Source organism: Phocaeicola sp. RTP21359st1_B8_RTP21360_211022 (assembly GCF_040911965.1).
Taxonomy (GTDB): domain Bacteria; phylum Bacteroidota; class Bacteroidia; order Bacteroidales; family Bacteroidaceae; genus Phocaeicola; species Phocaeicola vulgatus.
In genome coordinates, this window is record NZ_JBDFXP010000018.1 from 85,014 (window position 1) to 100,729 (window position 15,716).

General features: G+C 40.3%; 8 protein-coding genes. 5 read left to right on the top strand and 3 right to left on the bottom strand.

Features of this window, described 5'->3' with window-relative positions; genetic code table 11:
* The first annotated feature begins 7 nt into the window (after positions 1-7).
* Positions 8-3,334, top strand: a complete 3,327-nt coding sequence (locus AB5062_RS11355) for a DEAD/DEAH box helicase (protein ID WP_011965337.1) — start codon at positions 8-10, stop codon at positions 3,332-3,334.
* A 53-nt stretch (positions 3,335-3,387) separates the two neighbouring features.
* On the opposite strand, the gene AB5062_RS11360 is transcribed toward AB5062_RS11355, so the two are convergent.
* The 3 genes from AB5062_RS11360 to AB5062_RS11370 all read right to left on the bottom strand — a co-directional run bounded on the left by AB5062_RS11360 (position 3,388) and on the right by AB5062_RS11370 (position 7,449).
* Positions 3,388-4,863 (bottom strand): MFS transporter, encoded by a 1,476-nt coding sequence (locus tag AB5062_RS11360; RefSeq protein WP_005842798.1) that lies wholly within the window; start codon positions 4,861-4,863, stop codon positions 3,388-3,390.
* Between the two features lie 219 nt (positions 4,864-5,082).
* Positions 5,083-6,039, bottom strand: a complete 957-nt coding sequence (gene kduI, locus AB5062_RS11365) for a 5-dehydro-4-deoxy-D-glucuronate isomerase (RefSeq protein ID WP_008782301.1) — start codon at positions 6,037-6,039, stop codon at positions 5,083-5,085.
* Positions 6,040-6,057: 18 nt separating this feature from the next.
* Positions 6,058-7,449 carry a PTS sugar transporter subunit IIC gene (locus AB5062_RS11370; RefSeq protein ID WP_005842794.1) on the bottom strand — a complete coding sequence of 464 codons (1,392 nt, stop codon included), beginning with the start codon at positions 7,447-7,449 and terminating at the stop codon, positions 6,058-6,060.
* 289 nt (positions 7,450-7,738) lie between these two features.
* Here AB5062_RS11370 and AB5062_RS11375 point away from each other — a divergent pair, with 289 nt between their 5' ends.
* From AB5062_RS11375 to AB5062_RS11390, 4 genes are all read left to right on the top strand, one after another.
* On the top strand, positions 7,739-8,968 hold the full coding sequence (locus tag AB5062_RS11375; protein WP_008669625.1) for a glycoside hydrolase family 105 protein: 1,230 nt from the start codon (positions 7,739-7,741) through the stop codon (positions 8,966-8,968).
* Positions 8,969-8,982: 14 nt separating this feature from the next.
* Complete coding sequence (locus AB5062_RS11380) at positions 8,983-9,933, top strand: pectinesterase family protein (protein ID WP_032953507.1); 951 nt, start codon at positions 8,983-8,985, stop codon at positions 9,931-9,933.
* 218 nt (positions 9,934-10,151) lie between these two features.
* A complete protein-coding gene (locus tag AB5062_RS11385; RefSeq protein ID WP_032953506.1) occupies positions 10,152-13,424 on the top strand; it encodes a TonB-dependent receptor in 3,273 nt (1,090 codons plus the stop codon).
* 32 nt (positions 13,425-13,456) lie between these two features.
* Positions 13,457-15,622 carry a RagB/SusD family nutrient uptake outer membrane protein gene (locus AB5062_RS11390; RefSeq protein WP_005849174.1) on the top strand — a complete coding sequence of 722 codons (2,166 nt, stop codon included), beginning with the start codon at positions 13,457-13,459 and terminating at the stop codon, positions 15,620-15,622.
* The last annotated feature ends 94 nt before the right edge of the window (positions 15,623-15,716 follow it).

Sequence of the window (15,716 nt, forward strand, 5' to 3'; positions counted from 1 at the left end):
TTACGGCATGAATGAAGAGATAGAAGAATATTACGAAGAGTTATACAGGCTTTATGTAGATGAAAACCAGCCATTGGAACGCCGTTACAGGCAATTGCGTGAATCATTGGAGCGTGTGGTGCGTGAAAAGATACAAGGGAATAGTTTGCAGACCACTGATTTGGCCGCCCGTATTAATTATGTAGCCACTCAATATGGGCTGGATCTGAAAGAACAGAATCAGTTACATACCTTTCGTCTGACTTCCAATGATATTTTGAACCATCGTAAGTCTCCTGTAAAAGAAGAGTTCCTGCGTGATTTGCGTGCAGTGGCATACGCATATAGGAAGATGTTTGCACAGGATATTCCATTGAAGTTGTTCTCAGTTCTTCCCAAGCAGGAAATAGCATCTTCAGGGAAAAAAGAAAAGATGGAATACATCCGCCGCATCCGTGTATGCTTTGATTATGCCGATGATACCTATTTGTATGTACATCCTGTAGATGTAATAGCTGATGAACCTATACGAGTTGTTTATAATAAACCCGGTATCAATCATGAATTTGAAGAAACCATAAAGGAACTTTGGCGATATGCCCAGCTTAATCTGCTGGATGTTTCTGTAGATAGGGATGGAATTTATACCCCTTCTTTTATCGTATTGGAACCGGATTATTTGATAGATATCAGTTCATTGGCGGAATGTTACAAGGATTATGGCAGCCATCCGGCAAACTATTTTTTGAGCCGGCTGGTGCCGATTGATAATGCCCGCCCTTTGCTATTGGGAAATATAGCCAATCTGTTCCTGGATGAATGGATACATGCAGGTGAGGAGGAGCCGGACTATATAGACTGTATGAAGAAGGCATTCCGGCAGTATCCCATTGAACTGGCTGCTTGTGCCGAACTTCGTGACCCGTCCAAAGAGAAAGAGTTTGCCAAGGATTGCCGGATGCATTTTGAGCATATACGGGACGTTGTACAACACACTTTTTTGGAGCCGGGGTATAATCTGGATAAAAAGGAGGCTGTGCTGGAACCGTCCTATATTTGCGAGGCGTTGGGCATTCAGGGACGTCTGGACTATATGCAGCGGGATATGAGCAGCTTTATAGAAATGAAATCGGGCAAAGCGGATGAATTCTCCATGCAGGGAAAAGTGGAACCCAAGGAAAATAATAAGGTTCAGATGCTGCTATATATGGCAGTGTTGGAATATAGCATGGGACAGGACCGGCGGCGTATGCATCCCTATTTGCTTTATACCCGTTATCCTTTATTGTATCCGGCCAGAGCATCGTGGGCTCAGGTAAGGCGGGTTATCAATTTGCGTAACCGTATTGTTGCTGCCGAGTATGGGGTACAATTCCATAATCATCCTGATTTTACACGCAACTTGTTGGCACAAATCAATCCGGAGGTGGTGAATGAAAGAAAACTGAGCGGCAGATTCTGGGAACAGTATTTGAAGCCCTCTATCTCGCGTTTCCGGGAGAAGCTGTCGGCGTTGGAACCTTTGGAGCAGGCCTATTTTTATACGCTTTATAATTTCATTACAAAAGAACTTTATACCTCCAAATCGGGAGATGTGGATTATGAAGGACGTGCAGGGGCTTCAGCTCTTTGGCTGAGTACACTGGATGAGAAACGTGAGGCGGGAGAGATATTATATGATTTGCAGATAATGGAAAATAGGGCATCACAGGCTCATAAGGCTTATATACTTTTGTCTATTCCGCAATATGATGAAATGTTTCTTCCCAATTTCCGTACAGGAGATGTGGTTGTGTTGTATGAGCGTAATAATGACTTGGATAATGCGACCAATAAAATGGTTTTTAAGGGTAATATTGAGCAGATTACAGATACAGAATTGCGTATTCGTTTACGTGCTACCCAACGTAATGCTTCCGTTTTTTCTCCGGACAGTCGTTATGCTGTAGAACATGATACGATGGATACTACATTTCGCAGTATGTATTTGGGACTCTCCGCTTTTCTGGATGCGAATACGGAAAGACGGGAATTATTGCTGGGACAACGGCCTCCCCGCTTTGATTCGTCTTTTGATGAAGCTATAGCGCTGACCGGTGATGATTTTGAGAGGGTGGCGTTGAAAGCTGAGTCGGCCCGTGATTATTTTCTTCTGGTGGGACCTCCCGGAACAGGAAAGACTTCGAGGGCGTTGCGTAGAATGGTGGAACATTTCTATGCAGCATCATCTATGCAGATATTGTTACTGGCTTATACCAACCGGGCTGTTGATGAAATTTGTCAGTCACTGTCCTCTATCACCCCCTGTATAGATTATATACGGGTGGGAAGTGAGCTTTCCTGTGATGTACGTTTTAGAGGACATCTGTTGGAGAATATATTGGCGGAATGTAACAGTAGGAGAGAGGTGAATATCCGTATGGCAGATTGCAGAGTATATGTTGGAACCGTGGCCTCTATTGCGGCTAAAGCTGAACTTTTTAAATTAAAACGTTTTGATGTAGCCATAGTGGATGAAGCCACCCAAATATTAGAACCCCAATTGTTGGGTATTCTGTGTGCCAAGTTTGCCGATGAAAGAAATGCAGTGGGTAAATTTATCCTGATAGGTGATCATAAACAGTTGCCTGCCGTTATTTTGCAGAATAGCGGACATTCTGAAGTGCATGATGAGGGACTTAGGGAAGCCGGACTTTTTAATTTAAAAGATTCTCTGTTTGAGCGGCTTTATCGTTTTCATTTAAAAGAAGAATCTCCTAAAGCGATAGATATGCTTTGCCGTCAGGGGCGTATGCATCCGGGAGTGGCTTTTTTTCCCAATAAAGCATTTTATGCCGGAAAATTGGAGGCTTTGGGATTACCTCATCAGTTGGAGCACATAGAGGCTCCGGTACGTTTTATCCCTTCGAAGCAAGATTTGGAGAGCGTTTCCGGAAAAACAAACAGATATGAGGCACAGATTGTCGCCGGTTTAGCCAAAGAGGTGTATCTGGCTCATGAAGAGGAATTTGATCCGAATCGAACGTTAGGGGTCATTACTCCTTATCGAAGTCAGATTGCTTTGATACGTAAAGAGCTTCAGGCATTGGCTATTCCTGCTTTGAGTAGGATTTCCATTGACACTGTGGAACGGTATCAGGGCAGCGAACGTGATGTCATTATTTATTCTTTTTGTGTGAATCACCTCTATCAATTAAGGTTTCTGCCCAACCTGACAGAAGAGGACGGTGTACAGATTGACCGTAAGCTGAATGTCGCTTTAACGCGTGCACGCAAGCAGCTTTTTATCACAGGAGTCCCTGAAATATTAAGTCATAATTCTATCTATCAATATCTTCTGAAAACTATTTATTAGGGAAAAAAATACCACAGGCTACTTAGGTGTGTAGTCTGTGGTGAATTCTTTAATTAGGCATCAACCGGTTTGTATTTGGGGACCAATGCTTTCATGATAATCCAACCAACCAAATAAGCTACGGCACATACACAGAATATGATGAAGTAGCCGGCAGGTTTTCCTTCGAATCCCATAAAAGTCATATTCGTTTCTGCTGCATAGTCAAACAGTCTGCCAGATCCCATATTAATACAGAATGAACCTATACCACCTGCCATACCACCAATACCTACGATAGTAGCGATGGTGCTTTTGGGGAACATATCACCTACTACAGAATAAATATTGGCAGACCATGATTGGTGTGCAGCACCTGCAATACCGATAATAATGATAGGATACCAATATGAATAATTGCCTAAAGGTTGGGCAAACAATGCCAGCAGTGGGAACAAGGCAAAGATAAGCATAGCCTGCATACGGGCTGCATATGGATTCTTACCTGTTTTATTAATGATAATAGTAGGTAACTTACCACCATAAATAGATAACATGGTAATAGCATATAATACGAAAATCAACATTTGTGCGGTACCCGTATCTGAAGCGAAACCGTATACATCCGAAATATATGCCGGAGTCCAGAACAGGAAGAACCACCATACGCCATCAGTCATGAACTTACCGACAAATACAGCCCATGTTTGGGGAAATTTGAAACATTGCAAGAATGAAATCTTCTTGTTGTCGAAGTCGTTGGCAGCAGCTTGTTGTTCTGCTGATTCTTCAGGATTGTTGTTGTCTTGTTCGATATATTCCAGTTCGGCAGCATTCACGCGAGGGTTGACATTGGGTTTCTTATAGAGGAACATCCAAAGTCCCATCCAAATGAATCCTAAACCACCGATAACGATGAAAGCCATTTCCCATCCGTTGCCCACACCAATACTTTGGAAATAACGTGCCAAAGGAGGAATAGTGATCGGAGCGGCTAAAGCACCTACTGTAGAACCTGCATTAAAGATGGAAGTGGAATATGCACGGTCCTTTTTCGGAAAATATTCGGCTGTTACCTTAATAGCTGCTGGGAAGTTTCCTGCCTCACCTACACCTAATACGATTCGGGCAGCGATAAAGTAATAAACGCTGGTAATAGCGATAGTTGAAGCGACGGCTCCTGTTGCAGAAAGCATCTCTTCTGCGTTATGAATACCTAATGTTTCTTCGGTTGCCCAACCGCACAATGCATGAAGACAAGCTCCTAAGGACCAGACAAAGATAGCCCAGAGATAACCTTTTTTAGTTCCCATCCAGTCAATGAAACGACCGGCGAACAGGTTGGCAATGGCATACACTATAGAGAAAATAGCTGTGATATCTCCGTAATTCGAATCCGTCCAGTGAAATTCCGGAGCAATGAAGTCTTTCCAGGTTAGTGAAAGCACCTGACGGTCGAGGTAATTGACTGTAGTGGCAAAGAATAGCAGACCACAGATTATCCATCTGAAGTTTGTCATCTTCTCACCTACTTTTTGAAATGTACTCATGATAATAGATTTAATTATGTTTTTCTTATTAGACGCAAAAATAACCATTCTGTACCTATTCTCTATGCAAAAATTGGTGGAAAGCCTGTATAAATCGGTACAATGGTAAGATTTCTAAAAAAAATCATTCTGAATGTCGCAAAAAAACTGAAAACGAGTTGATTTCTTGCAACATTCAGAATGACAAGAGTTAATGAGTAATGGTGTGTACCATTCTACTTATCTCATATCTGTGTATTTTATTTCATCCTTGTCACTGTATTTCAGGTTTTCACCTCCCATACCCCAAATAAAGGTATAGTTGCTGGTACCTGCAGCGGCATGGATAGACCATTCGGGAGAAGTGATAGCTTGTTCATTGTGTAACCATACCAGACGCTCTTCTTGCGGTTCGCCCATCAGGTGGCAAATGGCATTTCCTTCAGGCAGGTTGAAATAGAAGTAGGCTTCCATACGACGGGTATGTGTATGGGCCGGCATGGTGTTCCATACAGAACCCGGAGCCAGTTCAGTAAGTCCCATCTGTAATTGGTTTGTACCACCGTTTTTCACTCTTTCCAATACATCTTTTACAATTAACTGGTTTACAATACGGTCGTTGCTATCTTCCATTTTTCCATAATGATCTGAGATAGCTAAAGCATACTGTTTAGGATTTGCTTTTTGAAGCTTGGCGTCGGTAGTGATCAATTGAGTAACGTATGGCTTGTAAGCCGGTGCCGAATTGATATAGAATTTAGCCGGTTTGGCAGCGTCATTACTTTTAAAAGTAACTTCTTTATTCCCGCAACCTACATAGAGGGCTTCCTTGTATTTCATAGGATATTCTTTACCGTCTACAGTAACTACGCCATCACCGCCTACATTGATGACTCCTAGTTCACGCCGTTCAAGGAAGTAAGTGATTTCCGGACCCAGTTCACGGAAAGTTTCCAGCTTCAAAATTTTGTTTACCGGCATAGCTCCTCCGTAAATAAGACGGTCGTAAAGGGTGTATGTAACATTGATCTCATCCGGCGCCATCACCTTTTCCATCATAAATGAACTACGCAGACGTTCTGTATCATAGTGTTTCACATCTTGCGGATGGCAAGCGGTCTGTACTTTGTAATTTACTTGAGCTGAAGCTGCCAAGGCAGAAACACTCAGCATCATTGCAATCGCTAATTTTTTCATAATCATTATCTTTAAATTTTAATTTTTCATTGTTTTCTGGTATTTAATGATAGAACGACGGTTCAGCACCATTAAGAATAGTGTTATCAGTACTAAAATTCCGGAACCAATCCATTTGAATGAATAAGTCAAATGGAAAATAGCCCATGAGAAAGGACTTGAAGCAAAATCCAACGCACCACCTTCAAAACCAGACGGGATGTTTACGGCAGCATCTTGTGTCTTGGCGTATACATCATGTGCTGCTTTGGTGAAATAAGGAGCCAGATCTGTTACAAAATACAGACCGATGGCCAGCACAACAAAACCAATGATGAAAGTCTTTACTACATTTCCTTTTGTGATAGGTAATATCAATGGGAATACATAGAACATGCCAGCTAATGAAGCCAATGGCAAGAATTCATTGCCCGGAAGCACCACTGCCAATAAGATAGTAACAGGGATTAATAGTAATGATACAACCAACGTGGCCGGATGTCCGATCACCAAGGCAGGACTCATACCGATATTTAAGCCTACAGCACCCTTAAACTTCTTGGCGATCAGTTCGCGGGTAGCGTCCGAAATGGGTTTCAACCCTTCGATGAACAGGCTGGTAATACGGGGAATCAACTCCATTACCGCTCCCATCTTGATACCTAAACCTAGAATATAAGGAATCTTGTCTACTATTTCTTGTCCGTTCTTGCAAGATAATGCACCGATGCCACATCCTACCAGGATACCCAAGAAGAGAGGTTCGCCTAATAAACCGAATTTCTTTTTCATACCTTCCGCATCAATGTTCAGCTTTTCAAATCCGGGAATTTTGTCCAATACCTTATTTATAATGAGAGCGAATGGTACGAAACCTGCACAGAAGGGCTGCGGAATAGAAATACCTTCCATTTTATCATAGAAACCTTGAAATTTGTCTGCTGTGTAATCTGCTAAGATTAATGTGATGATATAACAGATAACAGCAGCGAAGAATCCCCACAAAATACTATCTGTTGCAAAATAAACTACGGCTCCGATAAAAGCGAAATGCCAATAGTTCCATAAATCAATATTAACCGTACGGGTGGTTTTAGTCAATAACATTAAGATGTTAACGGCCAGACATACCGGAATGATGAATGCCCCTACGGAAGTGTTATAAGCTACGGCTGCAGCAGCAGGCCATCCCATATCGAATACTTTCAGTTGCAGGCCATATATTTCGACCACTTTGCTTAAGGCCGGACCCAGACTGCTGGTCAGAAGTGCGGTAACCACTGATAGACCAACGAAACCAACACCTACCAACAAACCGCTTTTTAATGCTTTGCTGAATTTGATTCCGATACAAACGCCTAAGATTGTAAAAATTATAGGCATCATCACCGCTGCTCCTAAACCGATGATATAACTAAAAACTTGTTCCATTCTCTTGTGAATTAATAGTAAATGACTGTGTTTTCTACAATAGTATAAATTAAAAACTGCCCCAAAAATAAAACCTTTTCTCAACTTATCAAACCTGAAAGACATAATAATTAGTAAAAAGACAATTTTTGAACGATTTTTATCGTTATCGTGCACAAAAATAACCGTTTTCGCACACGAATACCAAATAATACACTTAGTAGGTTGAAAAGTGCACACTGCTTTTCGAGGAAAATACTACTTTTGTTTCATAAAATAAATAGGTCTAATACTAAAAATAAGTGTCTTCATGAAAAAGAATTCTATTTGTAAAATTATTGTGTCCGGTTTGCTTGCGGCTGTTCCTTTGATTGGCATGGCTCAGCAGGTTTGTGGTAATAAGCCTTGGTCTGTACGTATGGCGGAATCAGAAATGGTGCGTTGTCCCGAATCTTGGCAATTGGATTTTCAGACCCGTTTGAAGTGGGATTACTGTCATGGCCTGGAACTTCAAGCTATGCTGGATGTATATGATGCATACGGTGATAAAAAGTTTTTTGATTATGCTGTGGCTTATGCTGATACAATGATTCATCAGGATGGCTCTATCGAAACTTATAAACTGGAGGAATATAATATTGACCGTCTGAATTCCGGCAAGATGCTTTTCCGTATTTATGAGCAGACTAAGGACGAGAAATACAAGAAAGCATTGGATTTGTTGCGCAGTCAGTTGGATACGCATCCTCGTAATGCCGATGGCGGTTTCTGGCACAAGAAGATTTATGAGAATCAGATGTGGCTGGATGGGCTTTATATGGGGCAACCATTTTATGCGGAGTATGCTTACCGTAACAACCGTGTGAATGATTATGCTGATATTATCAATCAGTTTGTCACAGTGGCCCGCCATAATTATGATCCGAAGACTGATCTATACCGTCATGCATGTGATGTGAGCAAGCGTGAAAAGTGGGCGGATAAAACTACCGGGTGGTCGCAACACTGTTGGGGACGCGCCATGGGATGGTATGCAATGGCTTGTGTGGATGTACTCGATTTTATACCGGAACACGAAGCCGGACGTGAATCTGTTATCGAAATATTGAATAAACTGGCTGCCCAGATTAAACGTACTCAAGATCCAGCAACAGGGGTATGGTATCAGGTAATTGACAGAAGCGGGGATGAGGGGAATTATCTGGAATCCTCTTGTTCTACCATGTTTGTATATACTCTGTTGAAAGCGTTACGTAAGGGATATATTTGTCCTTCGTACATGGAAGTGGCTAAAAAGGGATATGAAGGGCTTTTGACCCAATTTATAGAAGTGGATGATAAAGGTGTGGTTTCTATTACTAAAGGTTGTGCTGTTGCAGGTTTGGGAGGCAAGCCGGTGTATCGTACCGGAGATTATAATTATTATATAACTGAAAAAATACGTTCTAATGATGCGAAGGCAGTAGGTCCGTTTATTATGGCCAGTCTGGAATGGGAACGTTTGTTTCAGAAAAACAGTTGTGGAACTGCATGTGAATAATAGGAGGTGATACGATGAGGAAAGTTTTAGGATTATTGTTGCTATTGTCTGTTGTAAGCGCAGCATGGGCTCAGGAACGTCAGGATACAATTGTAGTCTCACGTGATGGAACGGGGAATTTTCGTACTTTGCAGGAGGCTATAGAGAGTGCGCGGGCTTTCATGGATTATACTGTTACGATCTATGTGAAGAACGGAGTATACAAGGAGAAAGTGATTGTTCCTTCATGGGTGGAAAATATAGATATTATAGGTGAAGATCGTGATAAGACGATTATTACTTATGATGATCATGCGAATATAAATAAAATGGGTACTTTCCGCACTTATACGGTGAAGGTAGAGGGCAGTGATATCACTTTTAAAAATTTGACTATTGAGAACAATGCGGCTCAGTTGGGACAGGCGGTAGCTTTACATACGGAAGGTGACCGTTTGAAATTTATCAATTGTCGTATCTTGGGCAATCAGGACACTATTTATACCGGTGCTAAATTTACCCGTCTTTATTTCAAGGATTGTTATATTGATGGTACTACCGACTTTATTTTCGGTCCTTCCACCGCTTTATTTGAAGATTGTATTATTCACAGTAAACGCAATTCGTATGTAACGGCTGCTTCCACTCCGAAAGAGGCTAAATATGGATATGTCTTTAAGCACTGTAAGCTGACGGCAGAACCGGGAGTGGATAAAGTGTATTTAGGTCGTCCTTGGCGTCCATATGCTTATACTTTATTTATAGAATGTGAATTGGGGAAACATATTGTTCTTGCCGGATGGCACAATTGGGGTAAGCAGTCTAATGAAGAAACCGCCCGTTATATGGAATATAAAAATACCGGTGAGGGTGCAAATGCTTCGGAAAGGGTGGCGTGGAGCAAACAGTTAACAAAGAAAGAAGCTGAGGCGGTGACGGTCGATGCTATTTTTCGTACTCAAAGTGATTGGGACCCAATAGACTAGATTGATTTTGTAATTGCTTGAAAATGAGACTTCTACGTTGGTGGAGGTTTCCTTTTTTTGTTGTGTTGAATAATTGGATCCCGTAAAAAATACCTAATAAATCCACATAAAAAGATAAAAACTACACATCAAGGTAATGTTATATTCATAATTTTGCAACAGTGAAGCTAAGGTCAAAACCTTAAAAAAACATTTTAATAACTATAAAAACACATCTTATGAATCTAAAAGAATTAGCTAGAAAAGCTATCTCAACTCTTTTTTTGAGTATGCTTTGTTTGGTTGCTTTTGCTCAAGGTCGTCAGGTGAACGGTACTGTTAAAGATGCAGCAGGTGAACCGATGATTGGTGTAAACGTCTTGGTAAAAGGAACGACTAATGGTACCATTACGGACTTCGATGGTAATTTTTCGCTTTCTGGGGTTAAAGACAATGATGTTTTGTCTGTAACTTATATAGGTTATATTACTCAAGAAGTGAAAGTGGGTAATCAAAAAACAATTAATGTCGTACTGAAAGAAGATACCGAAACTTTGGACGAAGTTGTGGTTATTGGTTACGGTACTGTGAAGAAACGTGACTTGACAGGTTCAGTAGCTTCGGTAAGTAATGAAGCTTTAGTTGCCAACCCGGTTGCCGATGTTTCTCAGGCTTTACAAGGTAAATTGGCAGGTGTTTCTGTCGTTTCTCAAGATGGTCGTCCTGGAGCTTCCGTTTCTATTCGTGTACGTGGAGGAGGCTCTATTTCACAAAGCAATGATCCTCTTTTTATAGTGGATGGTTTCCCGGTTAGTTCTATTTCTGATATTCCTGCAGATCAGATTGTGTCAATTGATGTCTTGAAAGATGCTTCTTCAACAGCTATTTATGGTGCTCGTGGTGCAAATGGTGTGATTTTGGTTACGACTAAAGGTGCGGATAAAGATAGGGTTTCTGTATCATATAGTGGATATTATCAAAGTAAATGGGCTGCAAAGACTCCAGAACCTATGTCTGCTCAGGATTATGTAAAACATACTTGGGGATATGGAACTGCATTGGGAATGGGAGATCAGATGGCTAGTTATTTTGGTTTAGGAGAAAAATATGGTAATCATTATAGTGAATATGCGAATATGGATTCCCATAATTGGACTGATGATATGCTTCGTACAGCTAGTGCTCAAAATCACAATGTGACCATAAATGGTGGCAGTGAAAAAACGAAAATATCATTTTCTGTTAACTATCTGAATGATGATGGTATTAAAATAAAATCAGGCTATGAACGTTTCTCTACTAACTTGAAATTGAAACAAGAGTTGGCAAAAGGACTGAGTTTTGAATTGGATGCACGTTACGTCAGCACTAATGTTGAAGGTAAAGATGAGGCTAGAAGTGGACGTGGTTCTCTTTTATCTTCTGCTTATCAGTATCGTCCGATTGATACTCCTTTAGGAAACGGTGACGATGCTTTGTTCCAGATGGGATCTAAGAATATTGAGGTGGGTGCCAATCCTGTTGGTCTTACTAATGCTATCACTGATTTGACAAATCGCCAAAATATCCGTGCAAATGCTGCTTTGAACTGGGAGATTATTAAAGGTTTGAAAGCTCGTACAGAATTTGCGATTGGTCACGGATGGAGTGAGGGTAAATATTACGATGATGGTTCTGCTTCTTCTGCTGATAATTTTACTAGAGGATATAAATATGCTAAGTTGACAAAAGGCAATACTGAAAATTGGCGTTCTGTTACTACAGTGAATTATGAAGTACAAGGTTTGGGAGATAATCATAATCTTTCTTTCTTGTTGGGTAACGAAGTCATTAAAAATACGGGTGCTTCAAGTGAAATGATTGGTGCCGGATATTCGATGGCTGAAAGCTGGGACATGGATCGTGTCTTTGGTATGTTCAATATGTATCAAGCTGGTCATGCCGATAATTCTTATTCAAATAAAATTAATACTCCTTCTACTACGGTTTCTTTCTTTGGACGTGGTAACTATTCGTTGAAGGGACGTTATTTATTGACTGCTACATTACGTGCTGATGGCTCTTCTAAGTTTGGTCCCAATCATCGTTGGGGATATTTTCCTGCTGGTGCTTTTGCATGGCGTATTTCTGATGAACCATTCTTTCAGCCATTGGCAAGAGTTGTTGATAATTTGAAATTGCGTCTTTCTTATGGACTTGCGGGTGCTGATAATATTGATGCTAGTTTATGGCGTGAAACTTGGAAAACAGGAACTACTACTTATAATGGTAATGTGGTCTCCACTTATGAACCGAACGGAATGAAAGCTAATCCAGACTTGAAATGGGAAACTACTACTTCACGTAATATTGGTTTTGATTTTGGATTGTGGGGAAGCCGTTTGTCTGGTACTTTGGATTTGTATTGGAATACAACAAGTGATTTGTTGATGCGTCAAGAAATTGATTCTTCTACAGGTTATAGCTATCAGTATCGAAATATTGGTCAGACTTCTAACAAAGGTGTTGAATTGGCTTTGAATTATCATTTGATTCGTACTAAGGATTTTAATTTGAACGTATCGGCGACTTATAACTTCAATAAGAATAATATTGATGAGTTAGATGGTGGTAAAGATATTTACTATAATAGTGGATGGGGGTCTTCAGCACAACATCCTTCATATGACTATGTTCTGTCAGAGGGCAAACCTGTAGGTGTTATTCGAGGTTTCAAAAGTGCCGGTTTCTATACGGTAGATGATTTTGATTATGTGGATGGCGTTTATAAATTAAAAGCAGGTATACCTGATATCTCAACTGCAGCTACTGGTACTTATCGTAGACCATCAGAACTGCAAGTGGCAGATGGTCAGATTGCCTTTCCTGGCGCTTTGAAATTACAGGATGTTGATAAAAGTGGTATTGTTGACTTGGATGATGTTGTTGATTTGGGTGAAGTCCAAGCAAAACATACAGGTGGTTTTTCTTTAAATGGTAATTATAAAAATATTGATTTTGGAGCTAATTTCACTTATCAGATTGGAGGAAAAGTATATAATGTTGCTACAATGAGTCAGCTTAGTGGTGGTAAAGAAACTGGTTTGGGACTTAATAAGTATAAAGATTTGGCAGGTGCTTTTCAATTGTATGATATACAGAATGGAAATTTGGTACCGGTAATAGAGCCGACAGCTTTGAAACAATTAAATGCTAATGCTAAATATGCTCTTCCTTATTATGAAGATGCCCCTATATTATCTGATTATGTAGAGGATGCTTCATATTTGCGTTTGAATACATTGACTGTCGGTTATACTTTGCCAAAAGCATGGACAACAAAAGCATACATGCAGAAAGTACGTATATATGTCACGGGAGGTAATTTATTCTGCATTACAGGTTATTCAGGTCTTGATCCTGAAGTAAACTCAGATCCGGATAAAGCCAAGTCTTATCCTACTCTTGGACTTGACTGGGGGGCATACATGCGTGCTCGTACATTTACGGTGGGTTTGAATGTTGAATTTTAATTTGAAGTCTAATAATTAAAAAACACGTAACGATGAAAAAAATATTATATACAATGATGGGTGTAGGAATGCTGTTTGCTGCTACATCTTGTGAAGACTTCTTGGATACTTCTTCACCTTCAGAGGCTGATGTGGATTTTGTATTTTCTGAAGCGTCTACTGCCCGTGCCGCACTTTATAATGCTTATGAAAAGTGGCGTGGAAATGCAGGGGTACATTCTAATGGCGTATTTTATGACTTGGTGGTTTGTGGTTCTGATGCAGAGCGTCATCCTGAGGCTTATGCATCACAAATAGCTCGTCATGTTCCTGAAAATTTATATGGTTATTCAGATGCTACTTTTACAAAGAAGGGACCTTCTAACTATACTATTTCTCAATATGGTAATGCAAAAGGAACTTGGGAATCACTGTATGCTATTATTGCTACAACAAATACATTGATTTCTGCTGTGGAAGGGTCTTCTGCTTTTGCTGGATTTGCGACTCAGGACGGACCATCTGAATTGAGTCAGATTTATGGTGAGGCTGTCGCTTTGCGTGCTACTTGTTATCATGAACTGATTCGTTTTTATGGAGATATTCCTCATCAGCTTCAGGCTGGTGAAGAGGCCAGTGAGATAACTCCCCGTGATGTGATTGCGGAATATCATATTAATAAATTGAAAGAGGTTGAGCCTTTAATGTTTAGAGCGGGAGAATCTTCGGGGATTGATAAGACTTTCATGACTAGAACTTATGTACAAGGCTTGATTGCTCGCATGGCTTTGATGGAAGGTGGATATCAGACTCGTCGTTCTGATTTTGGAAATGATTATTATAAGGATCTTGACGGTAATGTATTGTCTTTTGAGAAAGCAGGCGAAACATCAGCTACTCAGTGTTTTTATGGTCGCCGTACAGATTGGGAGAAGTTTTATAAGATTGCAGAAACTTATCTTACTTCTGCTGTAAATAATTCTGGTACTACAGCTTTGCAGGTTAATGACCCTAGAAGCAGTGATAAGAAGACATTTGGTAATCCTTATCAGTATGTATTCCAACAAATGATGGATGAAACGATTGCAGATGAAAATGTATATGAAATTCCTGAAACTCGTGGTAAGCAGGGTGAACGTCCTTATGCATTCGGACGTCCGTCGTCTGGTGGCGGTTCTGCTGCTTATCCTTGTAAGAACTATGGTCAGAGCCGTTTCCATGCAGTTTATTATTATGGTGATTTTGATCCGAATGATATGCGCCGTGACGTTACATGTACGGTGACCGGTTCGACTGGTGATGGCTCTGAGAAGATTATTCCTTTTACTATGGGCTCTGTAGCTAATAATGGTGGTATTGCTTTGAATAAATGGGACGAGAATCGTCAAGCTAATCCTTGGGTTATTAAGAGCCGTCAGGCTGGTATCAATACTCCTTATATGCGTTTTTCGGATATCATTTTGATGTTGGCTGAAGTAAAAGCAGCATTGGGTGATGACGCTTCTGCCAAGCAATATTTGTCTATGGTTCGTAATCGTGCTTTTGCTTCTACATCAGAAGCTAATGTAGATGGCTTTATCAGTAAATGTGGTTCTGTATTGGATGCTGTCCTTGAAGAACGTAAGTTGGAGTTTGGTGGTGAAGGTATCCGTCGTTATGATTTGATCCGTAATAATAAATTGGGAATGGCTATTGATAACTTCCATAAGCGTACTAGTGCAATGATTAGTGATTTAAAATCTAAAGGTTATCATACTTTTGATAATGGTAATACTATTTCATCCTATATTTGGGTTAAAAAAGTAAATCCTGCAGATTTTGGAGTAAATTATAGACTGACTACGACCTGTACTGATAAAACGAATCCGGTACTCTTTCCAGGTTGGAGAGGTCAGAACGATGATTGGGCATCTGTAGCTGCTTCTAATGGGACTTCAACGAAGAATCTTACAGCTGGGAATGTTACTAATCTTGCTATTAAAGGATTGTTTGAATATATCGATCCGAATGGAAGTGAGGCTAAAGCTTTAGAAGCTGATGGATATACTAAACAACCATGGGGAGCAAAAATCGTAGAATTGGAAAATGAATATAATTCGTATGTATTTAATGGATACATTGCAGGTGAGGCTCCTATTTACTTAATTCCTTATCATCCTGATGTTATCAAGAATTCAAACGGTGTTTTAACTAATGGATATGGTTTTGGTCAAGAATAAGAGATCGTAAGTAAATGAAAAGAGGCTGTCTCAAAATAGAGTTGAGATGGCCTCTTTTGTTTCATCTCCAATTGAAGTCATTTGGATTTTTCTC

Coding starts and splice junctions, on each gene's coding strand:
- AB5062_RS11355 (WP_011965337.1), top strand. CDS start 8: ATGAATGAAGAGATAGAAGAATATTACGAAGAGTTATACAGGCTTTAT.
- AB5062_RS11360 (WP_005842798.1), bottom strand. CDS start 4,863: ATGAGTACATTTCAAAAAGTAGGTGAGAAGATGACAAACTTCAGATGG.
- kduI (WP_008782301.1), bottom strand. CDS start 6,039: ATGAAAAAATTAGCGATTGCAATGATGCTGAGTGTTTCTGCCTTGGCA.
- AB5062_RS11370 (WP_005842794.1), bottom strand. CDS start 7,449: ATGGAACAAGTTTTTAGTTATATCATCGGTTTAGGAGCAGCGGTGATG.
- AB5062_RS11375 (WP_008669625.1), top strand. CDS start 7,739: ATGAAAAAGAATTCTATTTGTAAAATTATTGTGTCCGGTTTGCTTGCG.
- AB5062_RS11380 (WP_032953507.1), top strand. CDS start 8,983: ATGAGGAAAGTTTTAGGATTATTGTTGCTATTGTCTGTTGTAAGCGCA.
- AB5062_RS11385 (WP_032953506.1), top strand. CDS start 10,152: ATGAATCTAAAAGAATTAGCTAGAAAAGCTATCTCAACTCTTTTTTTG.
- AB5062_RS11390 (WP_005849174.1), top strand. CDS start 13,457: ATGAAAAAAATATTATATACAATGATGGGTGTAGGAATGCTGTTTGCT.